Origin of the sequence: Gordonia sp. (in: high G+C Gram-positive bacteria) (genome assembly GCF_047600565.1) — a bacterium.
Lineage (GTDB): Bacteria > Actinomycetota > Actinomycetes > Mycobacteriales > Mycobacteriaceae > Gordonia.
The window spans coordinates 1,387,154-1,407,082 of record NZ_JASGKN010000001.1; the positions used below are offsets into that span (position 1 = coordinate 1,387,154).

22 protein-coding genes are annotated in these 19,929 nt (G+C 66.7%); 2 read left to right on the forward strand and 20 right to left on the reverse strand.

The features are described 5' to 3' along the window. The 20 genes from QM774_RS06740 to QM774_RS06835 form a co-directional block, all read right to left on the reverse strand. The gene (locus QM774_RS06740) at positions 1–150 is read right to left on the reverse strand and encodes a hypothetical protein (RefSeq protein ID WP_414975143.1); all 150 of its coding nucleotides are present in this window, start codon (positions 148–150) and stop codon (positions 1–3) included. Between the two features lie 103 nt (positions 151–253). Continuing rightward, positions 254–904 (reverse strand): hypothetical protein, encoded by a 651-nt coding sequence (locus tag QM774_RS06745; protein ID WP_414975144.1) that lies wholly within the window; start codon positions 902–904, stop codon positions 254–256. Between the two features lie 230 nt (positions 905–1,134). Beyond that, on the reverse strand, positions 1,135–1,683 hold the full coding sequence (locus QM774_RS06750) for an antirestriction protein ArdA (protein ID WP_414975145.1): 549 nt from the start codon (positions 1,681–1,683) through the stop codon (positions 1,135–1,137). A 128-nt stretch (positions 1,684–1,811) separates the two neighbouring features. After that, entirely contained in the window at positions 1,812–2,159 is a 348-nt protein-coding gene (locus QM774_RS06755) for a hypothetical protein (RefSeq protein ID WP_414975146.1), read from the reverse strand. Positions 2,160–2,204: 45 nt separating this feature from the next. Next, the gene (locus QM774_RS06760) at positions 2,205–2,546 is read right to left on the reverse strand and encodes a hypothetical protein (protein WP_414975147.1); all 342 of its coding nucleotides are present in this window, start codon (positions 2,544–2,546) and stop codon (positions 2,205–2,207) included. A 13-nt stretch (positions 2,547–2,559) separates the two neighbouring features. Next, positions 2,560–2,961 (reverse strand): hypothetical protein, encoded by a 402-nt coding sequence (locus QM774_RS06765; protein WP_414975148.1) that lies wholly within the window; start codon positions 2,959–2,961, stop codon positions 2,560–2,562. After that, positions 2,958–3,323 (reverse strand): hypothetical protein, encoded by a 366-nt coding sequence (locus QM774_RS06770; RefSeq protein ID WP_414975149.1) that lies wholly within the window; start codon positions 3,321–3,323, stop codon positions 2,958–2,960. Before QM774_RS06770 ends, QM774_RS06765 begins: the two co-directional genes overlap by 4 nt. 31 nt (positions 3,324–3,354) lie before the next feature. Further along, positions 3,355–3,714, reverse strand: coding sequence for a hypothetical protein (locus QM774_RS06775; RefSeq protein ID WP_414975150.1), 360 nt, complete (start codon positions 3,712–3,714; stop codon positions 3,355–3,357). 41 nt (positions 3,715–3,755) lie between these two features. Then, on the reverse strand, positions 3,756–4,805 hold the full coding sequence (locus QM774_RS06780; RefSeq protein ID WP_414975151.1) for a hypothetical protein: 1,050 nt from the start codon (positions 4,803–4,805) through the stop codon (positions 3,756–3,758). Next, the gene (locus QM774_RS06785; RefSeq protein ID WP_414975152.1) at positions 4,802–5,971 is read right to left on the reverse strand and encodes a cutinase family protein; all 1,170 of its coding nucleotides are present in this window, start codon (positions 5,969–5,971) and stop codon (positions 4,802–4,804) included. The genes QM774_RS06780 and QM774_RS06785 overlap by 4 nt, the downstream gene beginning before the upstream one ends. Beyond that, entirely contained in the window at positions 5,968–6,924 is a 957-nt protein-coding gene (locus QM774_RS06790; protein ID WP_414975153.1) for a DUF2510 domain-containing protein, read from the reverse strand. Before QM774_RS06790 ends, QM774_RS06785 begins: the two co-directional genes overlap by 4 nt. Beyond that, positions 6,925–7,182, reverse strand: a complete 258-nt coding sequence (locus tag QM774_RS06795; RefSeq protein ID WP_414975154.1) for a helix-turn-helix domain-containing protein — start codon at positions 7,180–7,182, stop codon at positions 6,925–6,927. It lies immediately after the preceding gene. A gap of 491 nt (positions 7,183–7,673) precedes the next feature. Then, the gene (locus tag QM774_RS06800; RefSeq protein ID WP_414975155.1) at positions 7,674–8,507 is read right to left on the reverse strand and encodes a hypothetical protein; all 834 of its coding nucleotides are present in this window, start codon (positions 8,505–8,507) and stop codon (positions 7,674–7,676) included. An 893-nt stretch (positions 8,508–9,400) separates the two neighbouring features. Next, complete coding sequence (locus QM774_RS06805) at positions 9,401–10,036, reverse strand: hypothetical protein (RefSeq protein WP_414975156.1); 636 nt, start codon at positions 10,034–10,036, stop codon at positions 9,401–9,403. Positions 10,037–10,106: 70 nt separating this feature from the next. After that, positions 10,107–11,276 carry a Wadjet anti-phage system protein JetD domain-containing protein gene (locus QM774_RS06810; RefSeq protein WP_414975157.1) on the reverse strand — a complete coding sequence of 390 codons (1,170 nt, stop codon included), beginning with the start codon at positions 11,274–11,276 and terminating at the stop codon, positions 10,107–10,109. Next, complete coding sequence (locus QM774_RS06815; RefSeq protein WP_414976609.1) at positions 11,273–12,295, reverse strand: SbcC/MukB-like Walker B domain-containing protein; 1,023 nt, start codon at positions 12,293–12,295, stop codon at positions 11,273–11,275. The genes QM774_RS06810 and QM774_RS06815 overlap by 4 nt, the downstream gene beginning before the upstream one ends. 91 nt (positions 12,296–12,386) lie before the next feature. Beyond that, positions 12,387–14,657: an ATP-binding protein gene (locus QM774_RS06820; RefSeq protein ID WP_414975158.1), complete on the reverse strand. Its 2,271-nt coding sequence runs from the start codon at positions 14,655–14,657 to the stop codon at positions 12,387–12,389. Continuing rightward, complete coding sequence (locus QM774_RS06825; RefSeq protein WP_414975159.1) at positions 14,657–15,253, reverse strand: DUF4194 domain-containing protein; 597 nt, start codon at positions 15,251–15,253, stop codon at positions 14,657–14,659. The genes QM774_RS06820 and QM774_RS06825 overlap by 1 nt, the downstream gene beginning before the upstream one ends. Continuing rightward, positions 15,253–16,704, reverse strand: a complete 1,452-nt coding sequence (locus tag QM774_RS06830) for a DUF3375 domain-containing protein (RefSeq protein ID WP_414975160.1) — start codon at positions 16,702–16,704, stop codon at positions 15,253–15,255. Before QM774_RS06830 ends, QM774_RS06825 begins: the two co-directional genes overlap by 1 nt. Positions 16,705–16,760: 56 nt before the next feature. After that, positions 16,761–17,375: a hypothetical protein gene (locus QM774_RS06835; protein WP_414975161.1), complete on the reverse strand. Its 615-nt coding sequence runs from the start codon at positions 17,373–17,375 to the stop codon at positions 16,761–16,763. A 410-nt stretch (positions 17,376–17,785) separates the two neighbouring features. Between QM774_RS06835 and QM774_RS06840 the strand changes: the two genes are divergently transcribed. Together QM774_RS06840 and QM774_RS06845 are read left to right on the forward strand one after the other, a co-directional pair. After that, positions 17,786–17,959 (forward strand): hypothetical protein, encoded by a 174-nt coding sequence (locus tag QM774_RS06840; protein WP_414975162.1) that lies wholly within the window; start codon positions 17,786–17,788, stop codon positions 17,957–17,959. 148 nt (positions 17,960–18,107) lie between these two features. After that, a complete protein-coding gene (locus QM774_RS06845) occupies positions 18,108–19,850 on the forward strand; it encodes a hypothetical protein (protein WP_414975163.1) in 1,743 nt (580 codons plus the stop codon). Positions 19,851–19,929 lie beyond the last annotated feature (79 nt).

Below are 19,929 nucleotides of genomic sequence, written 5' to 3' on the forward strand. Positions count from 1 at the left end.
TCATTCTCCAGTCGGGCCACCGAAGGTTCGAAGCAGCCCTTCCATGGCCAGACACTTGAGCAGGTCGCCGATGGGCTGGCTGGCCTCGAACGCGGCGTCGATCTCGCCGGCCGCGTAGTAGCCGTCTTCGTCGTGGGTCTGCGGATCCATAGTTCCTTAGACGCACAGGACTGCCGTTCGGTTCCACGACGCGCCGAAATGGAGCGGGGCCGGCGGCCTTGGCCGCCAGCCCCGCGAGGGTCTGTCAGATGGTTCAGAGCCCGAACGCGCGCAGGTGGTCTCGCGCCTGGGCGAGGGCATCGTCGACGTCGATGGCCGCGCCCTCGGCGAAGCTCTTGCGATCGCGCAGTCCGAACAGATCGCAGTACCAGTACACCGGGACGGTTCCGGGCCGCCCGCTTGTGATCGAGATGAACGCCCTGGTCCGTGGCCGGGTGATCCGCAGCTCGCGGATCCAGTCGCCGGATGTCGCCGTACGAAGTGCGCGGGCGATGATCTCGGCGTCCCCCAGGCCGGTGTCGACGGCCATCTCGTGCAACCTGTCGACGGCGCTCACGGGCAGTTCGACGGTGACGGTCCGCGTAGGTTCCGGCTCGGGCTGCTCGAACAGCCGGCGGATGCCGACGGCGCGCTCGTAGTGGTCGGCGGTGGGCAGGTCGCGGCCGGTGACCTCGGCGACCCGGGCGCGTTCGGCCTCCCAGTCGTCCACGGTGGGCCGCGCTGCCCTGGACGCCTCCAGCCGCTGGATCAGGTCGACGTCGAGACCGTCGTGCGCGATCTCGAAGCGAAAGCGATAGCCGGTCTCGAGGCCCTTGAACAACAGGTCCGCGAACCAGGGGTGGTTCCGCGTGGCCATGGTCATCAGTTCGTGCTCGCGGCGGTCTCGGGGTTCTCGGCTGTTCATGCGGGGCCTCCTTCGGGCTGGGTCACCAGTCCACGACGCGGACGCTGTGGCCAGCGCGGTAGCGGACGGTGTCGATGCGGGGCGGATCAGGGAGGGCGAGGAGGAGCACGACTGTTCCGGGCCGGTGGTGGAGAGCGACGACAGTCGCGCCCGCGAAATGGCCAGTCGCGATCACGTCTCCCGGCACCAGCTCAGACGCGTAGATCTGCGTCCAGTCGTGGTCGTCGGGCTCAGAAGTCCCGGAACACATGCACCTTGAGCCCGGGAGCGTCGACGACGGTGTATTCGCTGTCGCGGTCGCGCGCGTAGGCCCGCCAATCGATGTAGTTGGCGATCTCCTCGTCCACGCCGTTGAGCAGGCCCGACTCGATGGCCAGGTCCTGCAGGTACTCGCTCAGCGAGTCCCATTCTCCGGCGTAGCGCTCCTCGAAGTCGGAGACGCTGGGCATGCCGTCGCCATCCTCGACGATCGAGCCGCTGGCGATCCACGCGTAGTAGGCCCGCCGCAGGTGCGCGGGGACCGAGTCGATGGCCTCGCCCCACTTGCCGGCGTCGACGGTGCTCATCTCTTCGGAAACGGGCATCTCGTCGGTGTCCATGACCCAGATCTCCTCGTGCTCGACCGGGTCGACCCGGCGGCCGCCGTGGACCTGCTGGGTGGTGACGTTCTCGGCGCCGAGGGCGTCGAACCACTCGCCGACCAGCCGTCCGGAGTTGTAGCAGTGCAGGCAGCCGACCCAGACGCGGGGCGTGGGCACGACGTCGGCGAACATGGTCATGGGTTCCTCCTGGGGATCGTGGATCTTCGAGGAGGGCTCTTCTGGCGGCTGCGCCGCTGCAACGGGCCTGGAAACGAACAGAGCCCCGCTCCTGCGGGCAGCAGGAGCGGGGCTCGGTCGGTGTTAACTCAGCGACGCGGGAGCAGCTTGACGTCTCCGGTCCGGAAGGGGCCCAGGTACGCGGAGCCGGAGTAGCCGGCGCCTCGCTTGTTCAGCACGTACCGGGCACCGGAGTAGTCGATGACCCCGCCGGCCCGTGTCGAGGCGATCGGCATGCGGGCGCCGCGCATGTAGACGGCGTTGCCGCGGACGGTCGCCGGGGCGCGCTGGACGGTGCCGAAGATGCCGCTCTCGACCCAGGTGTAGCGGCCGGGGGCCACCTTCGCCGAGGCCTCGCCGGCTCCGATGGCCGCGGTGCCGGTCAGTGCTGCGGCGCCGACCAGCAGGCCGGCGGCGATCTTGGTCTTGATGCTCATTCGTGATTCCTTCTCTTCGATGGGTGGGTTGGGGTCGCGGGTCGCTCAGCGGCGCGGGACGAGCCTGCCGCAGTTCCCCATGGGAATCCCGGCGCCGCAGCAGGTCATGTTGTAGGTGCCACGGGGGGCTTTGGTGAGGACATAGCGGTTGAAGACCCAGTCGCCATAGCCGCCGTTGCGCGTGGAAATCAGGCGCATGTGGGCGGTTCCGTTGAGGGTCAAGGTGCCACCGCGCACGACGGCGCTGCCTCGCTGGGAGCCCTGCACCCAGCTGTAGAGACCGGAGTCGACCGTGGCGGTGGCGTCGCCGGTTCCGATGGCCACGATGCCGGCGAGGGCGGCGCCGCCGACGACGAGGCCGGCGGCGATCTTCTTCATGCTGCTCATTTGATTTCCTTCACTATCGGCGCACGAGCGTGACGACGGCACGCTGGTAGTCGATGCAGTCGGTGAGTCGGCCTCGGTATCCGAAGCTGTTCCGCGTGAGGGTGATCCGGCTGCATCCATCGCTGGCGACGCCGCCATGCGCCGTCGGAGTGATCCGGTACTGCGTGGTTCCCGGGCCGAGGGGCGAGTGCTGGGTGATGGAGAGTGTCCGTCCACGGACCACGGCACGGCCCCGCGAGTTGGGTGCGGGGGTCCGCATCGGCAGGATCAGCGACGGGCGTACTTGGCTGTGCGTGTACAGGATCGTGTACCGGCCTGCGTCGACGCGCGCCTCGGCGGGCGCGGCGACCACGGCGGTACCGACAGTGGCCAGGGTGACGGCGGCCAAGGTCGTGGCGGTGGCGATTCTCTTCATGCGTTCCCTCTTTCAGTTGTTGCCGGGATGAGGACCAAGGTGGCGTTGGGGATGCCGTGCGTGTAACCGGTACCGACGTACCCGGTGCCCATGCGGTGGAACACGTAGCGCCCGCCCTTGCCGTTGTCGCACCAACCACCGTCAGCCGTGCGGTGGTAAGCCGTGGAGTGCCGCTTGGGCGTCAGGAAGGTCAGCTTGTCGTCGTGCACGACCACCTTGGCCCGCGGACCGGTGATGCCGAAGCCGAAGGCGCCCTGCATCCAGTAAGTGCCGGGTGCGATAGCGGCGTCGGCGGGCGGGGTGGCCAGAACCGTACCGGCCACAAATGCGACCGCGACAACAATGGCGGAGACCGTCTTCACGGGGGCTGTTCTCCTCGATGTGGGCCGCGAGCTAGCGCGGGATGAGCGCGGAGCTGCCGTACGGAAGGACCTGCCCAGTCCACGGCGATCGGTAAGTGGTCGGTCCGCGGTAGCCGTTGCCGTAGCGGTTGAGTACCCACTTCATGGACTGGGCGTTGATGACGCCGCCGCGCGGAGTCGACCGAATCCGGTAGCGGTAGTTTGGGCCGAACAGCACGCCTCGTCGAACGGTTACGGCAGCTCGGCTCTTCTGGCCGCCGCCCGAATGAATCCAGGTGTACTTGCCGTCGAAGACCTGGGCCTGGGCCTCGGGCGCGGCGACGGTGGTGCCGACGATGGCACCAGCCGCGATGGTGGCGGCCACGACGGTCGTGGTGGTCAACTTCTTCATGGGATTCCCTTCGTTGTTGCGGTCTGAAGTTCGCTGATGCGTCAGCGGGTCCAGCAGGCGTTCATGGGGCTGCGACTGCCGAAGGCCTCCCCTTTGCTCGGGAAGTAATAGGTGACCTTCGTGTAGGCACGCTTGCCAGCGCACTCGCCTGGATCCGAGGCCACGATGGTCGCCGGTACTCCCTGCTCGCTGGGTTTGCCAGCGGTCTGGTAGGTGCCGGCTCCGGTGCCCTCGGCTCGATCGCCGCCCCAGCTCGACCATGTGATGCCGGTGATCCGGCTGCTCGGGTCGCCACCGGCGTACACCTCCTGGGGACGCTCGGTTCCGTAACCGCGGCCGTTCGACGGCATTGAGCCGAGCACGATCGGCTCGCCCTTGTTCGATGACTGCTGCGGCGAGCCCTGGCCACCGGGGCCGTCGAAGCGCTCGGCCTTCTCCCGCGAGAGGAACACCCCGCTGCCGGTCTGGGTGTTCCAGACCGTTAGACCTGACTCCTCGGAGGCAGCGACCCAGTCCTCGAAGTAGTACTGCTGGCCGTACGCGGCCGTGGTGATCTTGCTGGACGGCTGGTTCATCCAACCGGTCGTCCCACTGCTCCCCACCGGCTCGCCGACGCGGTTGTCGGAGAACTGGAACAGCCATCGGCCTTTGGTGCTGCCGGCGAGCTGCTCGGTGCCGAGCGGGCTGCTCGTGTCATTCATTGACTTCACGCCGCACTGGCCTTGGCGGGTGTACTCGTTCTGTGTGCTGAAATCACAGCCGATATTGCCTGACGGCGTGAGCAGATACGCGTAGTCGGCCCCGCTCTTGGTCTCCGTGGGCATCGGTTGCGCCGTGGCCGGGCGCGGCCCGCCGGCGCCGGGGTAGGCGCCTGCGACCGGCGCCTGCGGCGCATTGCCGCCGTTGTTGGGCGCCTGCGAGCCGGGCGACAGTCCGTCGATCGGACCGAGCTGCTCGGTCGCGGCCGAGGGCGCGTCCTTGCTGCCGCCGCTGCCGCTGCGGACCAGGAGGACCGCCGCTACCGCGAGGCAGACGGCGAGCACCGTCGCGACGGCGCCCAGGATTAATGTCAGCTTGTTCGTCGTCTTCACTTGGTGCCCAGCGCTTTCTGCTTGATCCATTGGCGCCAGTCGGAGGCGTCGTAGCTGTGGGTGTGGACGTAGGCGCCGATGCCGCCCTTCACGAGCCCTTCGTTGACTCCCGGTTGGTTCGAGCAGATCGTGTCGCCCTTCTCGCACCAGGAGCCGATGTTGCCGCGCCACTTGTTGGAGAACTGGCGCGTGCGGTACACCGCGCTCTGTCCCTGGCCGAGCTTCGAGTAGGCGATGCCCGGGTAGTTGGCTGCGCCGCCGTCGTAGAGAACGTTAGGGTCGTTGATGACGCGGTCGCCGTCGGCGATCAGCAGGCCGATGACGTTGCCGTTCGTCTTGATTTCCCAGAGAGCCCGGTGCATGACCATCGCGCCTTGGCTGTAGCCGACGGCGACGATCTTCGACTTGCGGCACTCCTTCATGGCGTTGAGGATCATGCCGGTCGCCATCAGCTGGCCCGTCTCGATCGACTTGGCGTACTCCGGGCTCCACACCATCGAGATGTCCAGCGCCGGGTAGTCGACGGCCCGCTTCTCGACCTTCTTGCCGGCATCGTTCGCGTCGGACAGGAGGTTCTGGTAGGTGTCGTTGACGATATTGCCCATGCCGTCGTCGGCGGCCATGGCCTCGGCGCTGCGCTGGCCAGATCCTGCGGCGCCGATGAAGATGACGTCTGCGCAGTTGGCCGAGCTGGAGCTGAGCCCGCCGACGATGCCGATCATCGCGATGAGCAGGACGACGGCACCGCCGATGCCGGCCGCGAGCACCTTCTTGCTGAAGCGCGGCTTTTTCCGGGGCGCCGCCGGCGCTGGCCAGGTCGGCTGGCCGAGCATGGCGCCGGTCTGCGGGGCCGAGGCGGCCACCGGGCCCGGGTGGGTCGGCTGGTGCGCAGGGTGCGCGGCCGGCGCGACGTTGGCCTGCGGCCCGGCCATCGCATTGAGCGTCTGGTCGGTGACCGGCGCCGCGGGGTCAGCGAGCAGCGCGTCGTACGCCTGCTTCTTGGCCGGGTCGCCGAGGATGGCCAGGGCGCGCTGCAGGTACGCCTGGTCAGGACCCGGGGCGACCTGCGTCAGCAGGTGCTGCAGCTGGCCGGCGAGGACGTGCGGCGGCGCTGCAGGGTCGAGATTGATGACCCGATACAGGTCGATGCGGCCTGGCGCGTTCATTTGTTCTCCTGCTCTGCGGTGGGCTTGGGCGGTGGCGGCGGAGGCGGGGTCGCCGTCTGGATGTGCTCGGTCCAGGTGCTCCCGTCCCACCAGCGCTGCTGCGCCGGGTCATTCGGGTTCTGGTACCAACCGGGTGGCGGACCCGACGTGGGAGGCGGCGGAGGGTCGGGCCAGCGCGATGACGCTGATGTCGTCGATGTCGTCGACTGGGTCGGCTTCACCATCGAGTTGAGCCGGGCGACGAACGCGGGAGCGTCCTTCGTGGAGTAGGTCGTGAATGCGTGCTCGTCGCCATCGGCCGAGATGGTGATGAGGACTTCCAGGAGGCGTCTGGTCCAGTTCACCGAGTCCATCGCCGATACGAGGACCTCGGCGCGTTCCTGGCCAACGCGCGACTCCATCGCGTAGACGAGACGCCGGTCCGTGAGCACCAGCGCGCCGGTCCAGAACGCGGTCAACTCCATGCCCAGCCAATCGCTTCCGGCGCTGTCCAGATTCGCCGGGAGCACGGCGAGGACCTTCTCGTCCGATGACAGCTCGGCCTGCGCCGCCCTGAGCGAAGGGCTCTTGCGCGTCCACTTCTGCGAACCCTTCAACTGGCCGCACGCGGCAGCGAGGTCGGAGCGCAGCGGGGCGGCGGTCACGGGCGCCGAGGGCACAGGCGCCGCGCCGGGCTGCGGCACGCCGCTCATCGCCGCGAGCGTCTGCTCGGTGATCGGGATGCTCGGATCGGCGACCAGCACGTCGTAGGCCGACCGGCGACCGGGGTCGCTGAGGATTGCCAGAGCGGTCTGAATCCGGGCTCGGGTCAGGCCGTCGTGCGGAGCGACCTGGCCGAGCTGCTCGGACAGCCGCTGGGCAAGCTCGGCCGATGACTGGCCACTATCGAGTGCGTAAACGGAATAAAGGTCTATGTGCACGATCGCCCCCGAAATGGGCGGGGCGCCGAGCAACTACGAGGTCGGCTTGAGCGTCTCCTCGGCGACAGGGTTCTCCTCGGCGATCGCGAAGAGGTGGCTGGGCCGCTGGCCGAGCGCGACGGCGAGATCCCATAGTAGGTCCGAGCCGATGGACGCCTTGCCGGTCTCCAGTCGGGCGATCGCCGACCGCGAAAGCCCGGCCTTGTCGGCGAGCTGTTGCTGGGTGAGGCCGGCCTCGTGCCGTGCGGCGACCAGTGCTTCGGCGAGAGCCGTCCTACGCAAGGTCCGCACCCGCCTCGCTCGCTCCGAGAGGTTTTTGGCAGACGCAGGCATGCCGCCAGTTTGTCACGACGAAGAGCCGCGTTCCCCACATGTGTCCCCTTGTTCTAGGTGCCCGATCACCTGTGTAGCCGTAGAGCTACAAACTACAGAATGTGTCAGATAATGCGACACTCCGCAACACTTTTCGATGAACCAGTCGGCAGCATCCGCGCGGTCTTCAACAGCGGTTCGCATTCGAAGATCGCATTCGAAGAACACCCCGCAAGCGCGGCCTATCCGATGCGACGTGCGTGCTTCGAGCGCCTTGGCAAGCCGCGCCAGTCCTATCTCGTTAGCTTCGTGTCGCCAGTGGGCGCAGGAGGCCGGGGCGCTGCTGCGCCGGAACGTTGGGGATCAAGAGGCCGCGCTCCCCTGCCCTGCGAGCACGGCTCTGCATTCGATCTGCAACGGGCCACCTAGCTGTCGCTGGGACGGTCAGGCCGAGCCGGCACCACAGGCACTCACCAGAGGCCGCCGCGGCCGTTGTGGCGATTCCACTTCTCCCTCAGCTCACCACGTATCAGGGCTTCGACCTGGTCCCCGGGGCCTGGTATGCCATCGAGGCTGAATCTCGCACCCCGTCGTCGCAACGCGACAATAGTTGGAATTAAGAGGTATCGCACCGCGGTCGGGAAGCGCCACAGGTCTGGGCACACAGTGATCCCAACGGTACCAATCACTACCAACTGGTCATTCCACCCCAGGGCAGTCGCACGGAGTGCTGATTCGACCTCAGCCGTAGCAATGTCTACCGCTGACGAGCATCGAACTTCCTCGATGACCTTCGCACAAGACAAGCGCGGATAGGCGACTTTGGCCATCGACGGAACCGCTGGAATCGGGTCGATGACCCCCGGCGCCACAGCGCTTGGACGCGAGATTTCAGCTACGATCTGAGCCCTAGACGGCATCGCCGCGGTCGCAGCCAGCACCTTCGCCGTCGCCGCAAGGACCGCGGACCAGAAGAATCCACGCGTGTCGTCGTCGGATACGATTCCGCTGCTCGACATAGCGGCGGCCAGGCGAGGCCCCACCCTCTCCCACTTGTGTCGCGCCCTGAGCCCGTCGCCGAACGCTAGCCAGGATCCGTTCAGCGGCGCGGCGCTGTGGACCCACGCCAGAACGTCATGAAGGCAAACATCGACGATCCGCTGCTCGTATTGCGTCGCAATCTGCTTCTTCGACGGCTTCGTTGACAAGCTCTGCCAGTTGCCCCGGCGTTCGGACCCTGGCGGGTTCGGATCATTGAAGTCGGTGAAGGCCTTCCCGTAGATATCCGTCAGCATTGCTGACATGTCGGCGCCGTGCGGGTGCCGGCGCGCCAAAGCAGCGTCGAGTAAGTCGCAGGAGTGCAACAGCGAAACGCATGAGCAGACGCAGTGCGGCTTGTTTGCCCGCTGGCATTGCGGGTTGTGGCTAGGTGGACCCGGGCCGTCAAGATGTGTCATACCTCACAGTTTGCCAGCGCCCTCTGACAAACGACACCGGACGGATCTTGGCGACGATCAGCGCCGACGACGACGAGCCTGAGGAGGTGCCCCCGATTGACCTCAAGTTCCCGGCGATCATCGAGGGTGTGACTTTCGTGGTCCTCTCGGTCGCAGCTGTTCGAGCTGACTGCGCTCAGTGAACTTGTTGGCCGGGGCGGATGGGCAGATCAGGAACCGCAGACCGGTGTCATCGGTTCTCGCGTTCGTCGGCACCGCGCACAGCACCGTGAGATGCTCACCATTATGAGTCGTCCGCTATGGCTTTCTTCTTGAAGGGAGGGCCCGCATGCCCACTGCGCTTCACGCGGCAAGTGAACGGTTGCGAACCTCGCTACGGATCTTGGCGAAGTGTCCGGCAGCGATTGACGCGCTGAATCACCTGAACGGGTACTCAACCGATTACCTCGGGAGTCGGGTTCAATCTGCAGTGGAACGGCTCGATCCGTCCAGCGGCAACTACGACCCGAGCGAGGCTCGGTACGTGCTGCTCTTCATACCGGATACGCAAGAGGTCCTTGATCTCCTCACCGAGTCATTCGCAAACGGCAGGGTTGGTGTCGCTGCTCAGTGGCTTCGCGCTGCCAATGAGGCGGCGTGGTCCGTGTGGATCGAGTCCGGCCAAACCTCATTGCCCAACTGAGTATGGACGTGGGCGCCGCCAACGGGCTCGCCCTTGAATGCGGCACAGCTCAGGTTCATCAGTCTAAGGCGATGCGGAATCGAGGTGGGAGATCGAGGTCCTGTAGCCGTGCAAGGACCTCGTCCCTGCGGCCCCCGAGATATACGTGGACGAGCGCGTCCCGAGGGTCACCGTCAAAGGCGAAGCCGTATAGCTCTTCGTCCGTCACAGAACCGGGAAAATGCAGCGGAGCATTCATATCGAACATCGTGCAGAGGTCTCCGTTGCGGTGCGGGTACCGCTGGAGATCAGGGCGCCACGAGTCGCCGGCCCCTTCGGGTGCCCTCACGAAGCTGCGGACTGCGAGGGCCGAGTCGTAGACCGCCACTGCCGGTTCGGTGCGACCGAGTGGAAACTCCCACGGCTTCGAGAGGTCGACGACGCGAGCGAAGAATGGCACGCCGCGAGGGGTGTCGATGCCCGAGGTCAGAACGTCCGCCAGCTGGGCAATGGCGAAGCCGCGGAAAAGTGGGGTGAAGTCGCAGTAGGGGACATCCCGCGGCGGTTCGCTGCTCGACGTCTGCTCCGTGTGCCAGATCTGGGTCGAACCCGACGTCGCGATCCTGACGATGTCGTCGTCGGGCGGAAGCCCTCTGCGTTCCCGACGCGCGGCGCGTAGTCGGCGCAAGTCATCATCAATGCTGCTCGAACTCATGGAGATGACGATGCCACAGAAGAAGGACAGGCGACGGTCCGTTTTTACCGCGGTCGCCGAAAGGCCTGGGCTAACCGAGATCGCCGCGGTCAATTGCAGCCATCGGTATCCGCTCCTGCTCCAGCCGGACTCGGTCGCCGTGCTCGCCCGTAACGAGCTCCCGATGGAGCCTCGACTCCTCGGGCGTGAGGTTTGGCAGCTCTCGCGTCACTTGCTCGGGTTCGGTGCCCCATTGCGTCCGGTGGGCCAGGAGCGTCCGGCGGTCCATCAGGATTGATCGGGTCGACGGAAGCGAGGCGCGCAGGCGGTCCAGGATGGCGAAGCCGTGGGTGTCCACGTCGCCCCAGTAGGCCACGTCGACGCCGGTGAGCCAGTCGATGCCTCCTGCCACCGTTGCCGCGTAGCCGCCACCGAAGATCGCCACCGACCGCGGGGTCTGTGGGAACGATAGGTAGGTGGCCAGGTTCTCGATGATGAACACGTGGTCGACGACGATGGGGACGCGAGCCAAGTCGACGGCCCGGACCTCTACGTCGTCGAAGCCGGGCATCGGCCAGGCGAGGTCGGGGTCGAGCCTGCGCAGTCGTACGCGGCGGTCGGGGGTGGCGAAGCCGAAGCGACCGGCGATCGACTTCTCGTTCGGATCGACGAGGTCATCCGCGACGATGATGCCGCCGAGCTCGAGCAGGATTCGTTGGTGGTGCTCGACGAACTTGGTGTCGATGCCCGGCACGTCGATCTCGCGGAGCTGGCAGCCGGTGCCGGCGTTGGCCTCGATCCAGTCCAGGGCGGCCAGGAGCTGCTCGAAGCGGTCGTGGTGCTCCAGCGCGCGCATCGGCCGCTTGACGGCCCACTCGCGCAATGATGGGCGGTCAGCGGTCAGCGCGAGGATCTCGCGGTAGCGCCGGGTCTGGGCCGCAGTCCCGAGGAAGCGCTCCAGATCGGCTAGCGAGGAGATGCGCAACCGGTCGGGCACGCTGTTGTGCCCCACCAACCCGCGTCCGCCGACTATCCGGTACACCACGTCGGTCTCCGGGCGTTGGGCCTGGGCGTGCCAGGCGCAGATCCAGTCGGCGACCTCGGCGCGGCGGCTGTTGAGCTCGGCGGTCCTGGGACCGGCGATCTTGGCGTCGACTGGTTCGAACGGCTCGCCGGCGGCCATGGCCTGGAGGTAGACGCCGCGGGACCACCGCTTGGCCAGCCGGTCGCGAAAATCCTGGGGAGTGGACCAACCGCTCATGCGATCTCGGTGCCCTCGGCGGCGGCGCTGCGCAGTGCGCGCAGGGCCCGTTGCTCGCGGAACTCCTCGATCGTCAGGCACTGCAGCTGGGAGTATCGGCCCGTCCTGTTCTCGATGTAGCCGACGGCGGAGACGAAGGGCTCGATGGTGGTGATCTTGGTGAGCGGGGTGACGATGAGCAGCTGCAGGCCGAGCTTGGCGAACAGCGACAGGGCGTACCGGGCCGAGTCGTCCGATCCCCTGCCGAAGGCTTCGTCGATGACGACGAAGCGGAAGTCGCGCGAGGCGCTGGCCCCCCACTCCAGGTCGAACTGGTAGGCCAGGGACGCGGCCAGGATGGTGTAGGCGAGCTTCTCCTTCTGGCCGCCGGACTTGCCGTCGGAGTCGGTGTAGCTCTCGTGCTCGGAATCGTCGTCGACCCGGCGTTCGGAGGCGGCGAAGGTGACCCAGTTGCGCACGTCGGTCACCAGAGCTGTCCACTTGCGGTCGATCTCGGTGTGGCCCTCGCGGCCGCGGAACCGCTCGATCAGCGACTTGACGAGCAGGAACTTCTCCTCGGCGTACTTGTCGCCGGTGTCGGCGTCGAGGGAGCCGTCGCTGCAGCGGCGCAGGTCGGCGCGGAAGGTGCGGATCTCGTCGTTGGGGCTCGGGTGGACCTCGAGGTGGATGTATCGGCCGGGGTTGTACTCGATCTCGGCCAGGGAGTCGTTGATGGTGTCGATCTTGCGCTTGATCTGGTCCTCGCCCTGGTCGAGCGATGCGGCGAAGAGCGCGATGTCGTTGATGGTCTCGCTGCGCAGGTACTCGGCGAACTCGGATTCGAAGCGGGGCAGGTCGTCATTGGTCAGCCTGGCGCCGAGGGCACGGTACTCGGCGGCCGAGGCGACGCTGGCCTCGATGTCGGTGGTGTGCGACGGGTGATCGCGGTTGAACTCGGCCATCCTGCCGGCGAGCCGCGAGGCGATCTTGCCTGCGCGCTCGTCGTGCTTGTCGGCCTCGTCGGTGAGCGCCGTCGCCATCGCGTTCTCGTGCTGGAAGCACTCGGTCAGCGTGGATGGCGCGGCGCCAGCCTCGGTCAGGGCGGGAAAGTGCGCGCGGGCATCGCCGGCTTCAGGCTCGGCGAGGATCGCCAGCGCATCGGTGCGGTCGGCCTCGGCGCGCTCGGCGTCCTCGCGCAGCGAGGTGAGGCGACCGACGAGTTGGTCGCGCTCCTCGCCGGTCTCGGTGATCATCTCCTTGGTGGAGTTGATCGACTCGGTGAGTTCGGCGATCTCCTGCGTCGACTTCTCCAGTTGGGTCCGCCGCTCGACCATCTTCGCGATCTGGGACGCAGTGCCCATCCAGTCGAATGCGTTCGAACGAATCGAAGACCGATAGCTTGTCGATGGCTCGGCGGCGGTCGGAGATGGCCTGGCGCCGCGCGACGACGTCGTCGATCTCCGCTGCCGCCTTGGCCAGGCCCTCACCCAGTTCGGTTGCCTCGGCCAGGAGCGCGTCGACCTTCTGCTCGTTGGTCCAGCCCAGGACGTAGCGACGACGATCTCCGACCGAGCGGGTGTCGTCCTTCTCGTGTCGACTGCCTGCCCGGACTTGCCCTGCTGCGGTCACGGCCGTGTCCTCGGAGCGGAAGCGCTCCATGGATTCGGCGCAGACGTGGCGGGCGCGATGGTTCAGCTCGTTCTCGAGCCAGGACGCGAAAGGTCCGTCCTTGACGTCGAGCTTGTGCGTGAGCGCCTCGACCCCCGGCGACGCCTTTGTCGAGACGATGCGGGCCGGCACTTTGAAGTAGACCACTCGCCCGCGCATGTCGTTGTCATTGATCCATTGCGACACGGCCGGGTAGTCATCGGCGGAGACCAGCATGGACAGCGCGAAGCCGCGCAGGACGCGCTCGGCGGCGCCCTCCCAGCGGGATTGGTCGTCACGGACGGCGATCAGCTCGCCGGCGAAGGGCAGGTCGGCCTCGTCGCGACCGGTCGCGGCGGCGATGCGCGAGCGGATCTCCAGGTTCCGGTGGGGAATGTTGCTGGGGCGGCCCTGCAAGGCGGTGATCTCGGCATTGACCTTTGCTGCATCGCCCTTGAGGTCGCGCTGGGAGTACTGCAGCTCGGACAACTGATTGCCCAGGTCCGTCGCCTGCGAGTCGAGCTCGGCAACTGCGGCCGCGGTCTCCGCGACTCGAGCCGTGAATTCATGCGAGGCCTCCACGGGATCCAAGCCGGCGTCGGCCAGGAGCTGCTGGTATTGGTCGAACTGGCGCTTGCGGGCATCTCGCGTTGCCCCGGCCGCCTCGATGCGGTCGGTAAGGGTGGCTATCTCGGTGCCACCGAGTCCGGCCCGGGAAAGCTCTAGTTCGCTCAGGGTCGTTCGCAGCTCGGCGAGGAGGGCGTCGGCGGCGCCCTTGTCCTGCTCGGCGGTGGCGTGCTCGCTGCCTATCGCGGCCAGGCGATCGGCAAGCAGGTCGGAGCGGCGCTCGGCGAAGAAGTAGCGGAGCGCACCGCGGCGGGCGCGAGCGGCCAGCGCGTCGCCGTGGTGGGCCTCGTACTTGTCGCACTCGGCCAGTATCGGCGCGAGCTGCTCTATCTGGGTGCGGGCGAGGACCACGGCGTCGTGCGCGGCGGTTAGCGCTTCGAAGTGGGTGATGAGGTCGGCCACCTGACCGGCGTTGTCGGCAGGCTCGAGCATGTGCTGGCGGACGAAGTCGTTGAGGTTCGCGACGGCCTTCATGGAGATCGTCTGGTGGAACAGCTCCATCGCCTGCTCCGACCGGATGTCGAGGGCGCGGCGGTAGTCGCGGCCGTACTCGGGGAAGTTGTCGTACGGGCGGGTACCGGCCTTCTTCAGCCGCTTGCGCAGGGTGCGCGGATCGGGCCCGAAGTCGTCGAAGTCGCCCTTGATGTCCAGGGCACGGTCGGTGACGGTGAAGAAGCGCTCGGGCTGCCCGGAGTCCTGGCGTGGCCAGAACACCTGGGCGAGGGTCACCTGCCTGCCGGCGTCGGCGTTGGCGAACACGCCGAGGATCACCGAGTAGCTGGAAGTGCCGCGCAGCGCCACCGGCCGGGAGGCGCCGGTGCTCTCGTTGCGCTCGGACTTGTAGTGGCCCAAGACGTAGGAACGGAGGTCGCGTTCACGGGTCTCGGCACCGGCCGCCTTGTTGTAGGAGATCCGGTTGGCCGGGAGCAGCAGCGTGGTCAGCGCATCGACCAGCGTGGACTTTCCGGACCCGATGTCACCGGTCAGCAGGCCGTTGCGGCCGTCGAGATCGAGCGTCCACACGTTGCTGTCGAAGGTTCCCCAGTTGAGTACCTGGAGGCGCTGGAGGCGGAAGCCGGGAAGCCCGGTCGTCGCGTCAGTCGCCTCGATCTCGGTGTCGGTGCCCATCAGGTGTCCTCAGACCGAGTGTCGGCGTAGCCGGTGAAGTTCTCGTCGAAGTCGGCGAGCCAATCGGCGGTGACGAACGCGGAGATGACGCGACGGACCTCGTACTGCCCCTCCTGCTTGCGCACGTGGCGGACGAAGCCGAGGTCGACGACCTTGCTCAACGTCGCATCGATCCTGTCGACGGCCTGGGCCTGGTTCTCGCCGGAAGGCATGAACGGCTGCATCAGCTGGCGGATCTGCTCGATGTCGAGGACCAGCCGGGTGCCGGCGTCGCTGGCATCGAACTCCAGCAGCTTCTTGCGCAGCAGCGCCAGCATCAACGAGGTGTTCTTGGACAGGCGATGGCGCGGGACGAGTCGCGCGATCCCCCGCTCCTCGAGCTCCTCGTCGGGCAGCGAACGCAGGAACGCGAAGCCCTGGTTCTCGTCGACGACGACCTCCAGGCCCAAGGTGGAGACGTAGTCGCCCACCTGCGTCGACAGCCCCTGCAGGTGCAGCCAAGCGGTCTCGTTGGCGTCGCGGTACAGCACGCCCTTGAGCAGAGTCGTGACCGGGATCGACAGGTTGAGCTGGTCGCGGGGCACGGCGCGAGTCATTATCGGGCCCCGATCTCGCTGGTGCGAGCGTAGATGACGCGGGGAAGAGTGGCAGTGCGCTCGATCCCGTCGGCGCCCACCCATGCCACGGCGTCGGTGGCAGTGTCGTCGAACCGCGTGTCGAAGGCCCCGTCGTCGAGATGGAAGTAGGTGAGCAGTTCCTCCAGCCCTCGCTCGAGCGGGGCGTCGGCGACGACTTGGGCGAGCGTTGTCTGGCCGCCGCGCCGAAGTGCGGTGCGGACGTTGTCGATGAGCGGGGCGGGGTCGACCTGATTCTGCTCAAAGAGCGCATCGCCGACGTCCTCGGCGACGCCGGCCTCGATGCCACTGCTGTCGATGCTAGCCGCTACCGGTTTGCGGTAGAGCGGTCGTTCCATTGGCAGTTTGATGTCCGGTCCCAGCGCGTCGATCTCGTGCGAGAAAGCATTGCTGCGGTCCTCGCGCTGGCTCACCGCTGTGGTCTCGATGCTGTGGAGGAGGTCCATGACGCGCCGGTTCTCCAGCCAGACCTGGTCATCGAGGAAACTGCGCAGCTGCTCCGACAGCGCCCCGACTGTGTCCTGGGCGCGCTTGGCGGCGGCGAGCCAGTCGTAGTGGATGCGGGTCAGGCGCTCGTCGGCGGCGTCGACGCCGTCGAGAGTGGCAGCGGCCGCGATGAGCCTGGTCATCTCCGCGAGCCGGTCAGAGGTCAGCAGCAGATCGTAGAAGGCCTTGAGGCTGCGGCCCTGGTCGGACGCAGAGATCCCGCTGCGGTTGCCGACGAACTCGTCGAGAAGTTCGCCCTTGGTGCCGTCCCAGGTCGCGATCCGCTCGCGCATCTGCCGGTCGAGGTCACGGAGGTTGGCCTCGACTTCGCGAAAGTCCGACAGCAGTGCGCGGGCCGTCTCGGCGAACTGCTGGAAGCGGTCCCGGCGCTCCAGCGGGTCGAGGACGGTGAACTCGCCCCGCTCGGTCGCGGCGATCTCCTCGTCGATCTCGAGGCGCCGTCGCCGCAGTTCGACCAGGCGGGCGTCCGGGTCCGCGTCGGATCCGTGGACGATCTGGCGGAGCAGGTCGAAGACGGTGTTCAGCCGCGACTCGGTGCCCACGAAGTCCCGCTCGCGCAACCCCTTCACCCAGGCGACCGCGCGCTCGACGGCCTGGGTCGCGTCGTAGCGGGGTTCGTCGTCGCCGGGCAGGTAGTACTTGCGTAACCACCGGGCCTCGGTGGAGGACCAATCAGCGAGGTACTGCTTGGCGGTCCTCGGGTAGGCATCGGGCCCGAGCTGCTGGGCCAGCGCGTACAGCTCGTCGTCGAGGCGGCCGACCAGATCGGTCTCGGAGATCTCTCGGACGTTCTCGTCGATGAAGACCCTGCCGAGGAACGACAGGACCAGTGGCGCGTTCGAGGCGCTGAGCAGCTTCCATGCAGGGCTGAGCCGCTGCAGGGAGGCGATGTCGTCGTGCCGCATGGAACCATCGTCTCGCGCGGGTCCGACACCCGTGGGCGGGTTGGTCGAATGCGCAGTCATCGCCGACCCTTGGGTTGACCGGCCGAGGCGGCGCGCAACCCCTTCATCTCGCCCTCCAGCTCGGAGATGCGCGCACGCAGTTCCGCTGCGGTCGTGGCGGCGGTCTTGTCGGCCTCTGCGCGCGACGCGATCGCCTCGGCAGCGGCGCGGCGGGCCCCCTCGGCCTCGGAGACCCAGTGGTCCCGGAAGGCCCGTAGGTCCACCAGGGCGGCTTCGGCGGCAGACAATTCCCGACCGAGCTGAGCCGCCTTGCCGGACGCCTCGGCGGCGCGGCCCTGGGCGATCTTGGCCGACTCGAGCGCGGAGTCGCGCTCGTCGGCGAGCGCGAGCAACTCGTCGGCGTGGGCCTGGGCGACCGTGTCCCTGGCCGTGGCGAGCGCACGCTCCCACAACGGCTTCAAGTAGGCCATGAGGCCGTCGGGCACATCGGCCGCCAGGTCGGACTCTCGTTTGGCCTTGAGCCACGCGGCGGCGGCGGCAGAGCTGACTCCTGCTTCTTCGCGGAGCGCACGAACCGTGACGCCAACATCGCCGTCGGCCACGAGCCGGGCGTACGCAGCGGCGAGGGCCGAATCAGGCGCGGACTCGGTCGTAATCGGCTTCGTTCCCATCGTGCTCCTCAGTAACAGAACCAGTTACGGTAACAGTTTCTGTTACTAGAGTAGGGCCCGTCGCGTCCGCATGCGAGAAGGCATTGGTCGGTATAGTCCAACGATGGCCAAGCGGAACCGCAAAGTGCTCGTGATCTCGGACGTTGCGTCGGGGCACTACCAGTACGCTCAGGATTCGGCTCTAGCGTCACCGCATCCGCGCGGCCGGTCCGACCCTGCGTTGCACGACGCGATTGCAGCGATGGCCAGCAACGTCGGCATGGTCGTCCTCACCGGGCACGACCGAGACCCGTGCTACGCCAGCGGGCCTAAGCATTCGGTGTCGTTCGGCCCGCCGGTCCTAGCCGACGTCGGTGGAGGTCGTGGTGATGTCGATCTGCTAGGGCGGGACCAAGGCGTACGTCGATGCAGTGCAGGAGAAGTCGCCCTGGGTCGAGGTAATCGGCCCGGACGAGATGATTTCTGGCAGGAACTATCGCGCGGTGGTGGAGGCGCTCATCGAGGGGTGGACGAGCGGGGCGGACCTACGCGACGTGCTGGTGGAGCTGCAGTCGATTCGACCGCTACTGATCGACCGGTGGTAGATCAAGCCGAAGGGCTCTGCCCGAAAGGTGTCGCCGTGTGTTACGCACAGATGTTCGAGGTAGCGCTGCCAGGTGTCAGAGGGGTCCCGAAATCTTCCCGTCTTGGCTGCCGACGTGCAGCTCACGATTCGGAGCCAAAGAGGTGCACATGACGACGGGCGCTGTCGTCTGGGTCGGTCTAGGCGAACACGGCTTCTCGCGAATCGTCCAGATAATGGTCAAGCGCCGATGGGCGGGTATCGCTGATGTCCACGCTCCTGATGGCCGCGGCGGCGACGGCGGGATCGACATCCTCGCCGTCGACCAAGGTGAACGGCGACGGATCTACCAGATCAAGTACTTCCCGGACGGTTTCAGCGGAGACCGCAAGACGACCCGGCAGAATCAGATCAAGAAGTCGTACGACACCGCACTGAAGCTGAAGCCACCACCGTACGAGTGGACCTTGGTTGTGCCGAAGAACCTGACTCCCGGGGAGCGCCGGTTCGTGGTTGGGCTGGCCGACGACGACGGGCCAAAGATCACGATCTGGGACTCCGACGACTTGGACGAGATGATCGCGGGTATGCCCGACATCTACAACTACCTTGTTCGTGATCAGCTCGAACACCTCGTCAGGAAATACGGCCTCGAAACCGCCCCACTCCTCGGACGCCCGGACGACCTCGGCGATCGGCTGACGAATCTGCGTGACCTCGCAAGCGCGCTCAATCCTCACTGGGGCGTCGACATGACGATCACCGAGAACACGATCACGTACGGCTTACGGCCGAAGCACCCGGGTGCAGCGACAGACGATCCGATCAGAGTGGAGTTGGGCTTCAAGTTCGAGTCTGCCGACGACCCGGAGCTCGCACCGTTCAAGCGTTCGATCGCGTTCGGCGCCCGGGGAAATGTCTACCTGTCGTCGCGCGTCGTGAACCGCGCCGCAGTCCAGAGCAGCCACCCGTTGTTCAACACAGAGATCGCAAACCCGGGAGTGGTCATCGCGGCCCATTCGCGCACCGAGCCGCGCGAGGCCGAGTTCAGGTTCGTGGACTCGTCAGGTGCTGTCCTCGCCAGTCAGGACGCGGTGCTAGAACACGCGGGCGACGGTGTCGAGGGCGGATCGATGGCGTTCCGGGTGCTGGAACGCATCGAGATTGAATTCGACTTCGCGATCGGAGTCGATGGACTCGGTGCGATGACTTCCTGCGAGCCGGGAGGTCCGATGCAGTTGAAGTACCGGCTCGCAGAGCTCTACCCGGATGAGACTTCGCGGTGCATCGAGTTCCTATCGGGTCTTAGTGATGACTCGAATCGCTGCGAGGTGCATATTGAAGGGAAGCACGCGTTCACGTTCACGAGTGACTACGACATCGACGACGCACTCCTGGAGCTAGCGGCGGCGGCCTATGACCTATTGGCGATCCAAGAGGACCTGGATCAGAGGTTCAAGATGCCCTCCGAGATTTCGACGCGCGAGCGGATCGACCTGCGTGTCGCCCGAGCCGTCTTGGAGGGGTACTTCATCGAATCCCCCGGTGCCGCCAACTTCAACGTGGAGGTCATCCCGGCGCAGATAGACGTCGTCGAACTTGACAGACTCCTCGCTGACGGCCAGCCTGTGAACGTCCCGGTCAGCGACTTCGCACTGAGGCTGGGCAATCGAGTCCTGCCGATCACGGACGTCCGCGCAACCACGAGCTGCGCCAAGGTGCTCGATGGCCACAAGCTGAAGCAAGCGGTGGAAGCCGGCCAGCGCGACCCGTTCCCCGCCGTCATGCGGCCGGCGGAGCATCGCTACTTCCTCTTGTACAAGGTCGATCGGATTCCGGAGGACGAGGCTGATCGCCAGCAGGTGTGGTGGACCCTACCGGGCATTGAGCAGCCGGGGGAGCCATCGGAATGACCTCGTCGCGTGCCAGGGGATCGCCGCCTGAGTTTGCGATGCAGATGGCGGAGGCGGGAGGCTGAAATCGCCGGTCAGG

Coding starts and splice junctions, on each gene's coding strand:
- QM774_RS06750 (WP_414975145.1), bottom strand. CDS start 1,683: ATGACCATGTTCGCCGACGTCGTGCCCACGCCCCGCGTCTGGGTCGGC.
- QM774_RS06760 (WP_414975147.1), bottom strand. CDS start 2,546: ATGAGCAGCATGAAGAAGATCGCCGCCGGCCTCGTCGTCGGCGGCGCC.
- QM774_RS06785 (WP_414975152.1), bottom strand. CDS start 5,971: ATGAACGCGCCAGGCCGCATCGACCTGTATCGGGTCATCAATCTCGAC.
- QM774_RS06740 (WP_414975143.1), bottom strand. CDS start 150: ATGGATCCGCAGACCCACGACGAAGACGGCTACTACGCGGCCGGCGAG.
- QM774_RS06745 (WP_414975144.1), bottom strand. CDS start 904: ATGAACAGCCGAGAACCCCGAGACCGCCGCGAGCACGAACTGATGACC.
- QM774_RS06805 (WP_414975156.1), bottom strand. CDS start 10,036: ATGAGTTCGAGCAGCATTGATGATGACTTGCGCCGACTACGCGCCGCG.
- QM774_RS06820 (WP_414975158.1), bottom strand. CDS start 14,657: ATGGGCACCGACACCGAGATCGAGGCGACTGACGCGACGACCGGGCTT.
- QM774_RS06765 (WP_414975148.1), bottom strand. CDS start 2,961: ATGAAGAGAATCGCCACCGCCACGACCTTGGCCGCCGTCACCCTGGCC.
- QM774_RS06835 (WP_414975161.1), bottom strand. CDS start 17,375: ATGGGAACGAAGCCGATTACGACCGAGTCCGCGCCTGATTCGGCCCTC.
- QM774_RS06755 (WP_414975146.1), bottom strand. CDS start 2,159: ATGAGCATCAAGACCAAGATCGCCGCCGGCCTGCTGGTCGGCGCCGCA.
- QM774_RS06800 (WP_414975155.1), bottom strand. CDS start 8,507: ATGTCAGCAATGCTGACGGATATCTACGGGAAGGCCTTCACCGACTTC.
- QM774_RS06815 (WP_414976609.1), bottom strand. CDS start 12,295: ATGGCGACGGCGCTCACCGACGAGGCCGACAAGCACGACGAGCGCGCA.
- QM774_RS06775 (WP_414975150.1), bottom strand. CDS start 3,714: ATGAAGAAGTTGACCACCACGACCGTCGTGGCCGCCACCATCGCGGCT.
- QM774_RS06810 (WP_414975157.1), bottom strand. CDS start 11,276: ATGAGCGGTTGGTCCACTCCCCAGGATTTTCGCGACCGGCTGGCCAAG.
- QM774_RS06830 (WP_414975160.1), bottom strand. CDS start 16,704: ATGCGGCACGACGACATCGCCTCCCTGCAGCGGCTCAGCCCTGCATGG.
- QM774_RS06845 (WP_414975163.1), top strand. CDS start 18,108: ATGACGACGGGCGCTGTCGTCTGGGTCGGTCTAGGCGAACACGGCTTC.
- QM774_RS06825 (WP_414975159.1), bottom strand. CDS start 15,253: ATGACTCGCGCCGTGCCCCGCGACCAGCTCAACCTGTCGATCCCGGTC.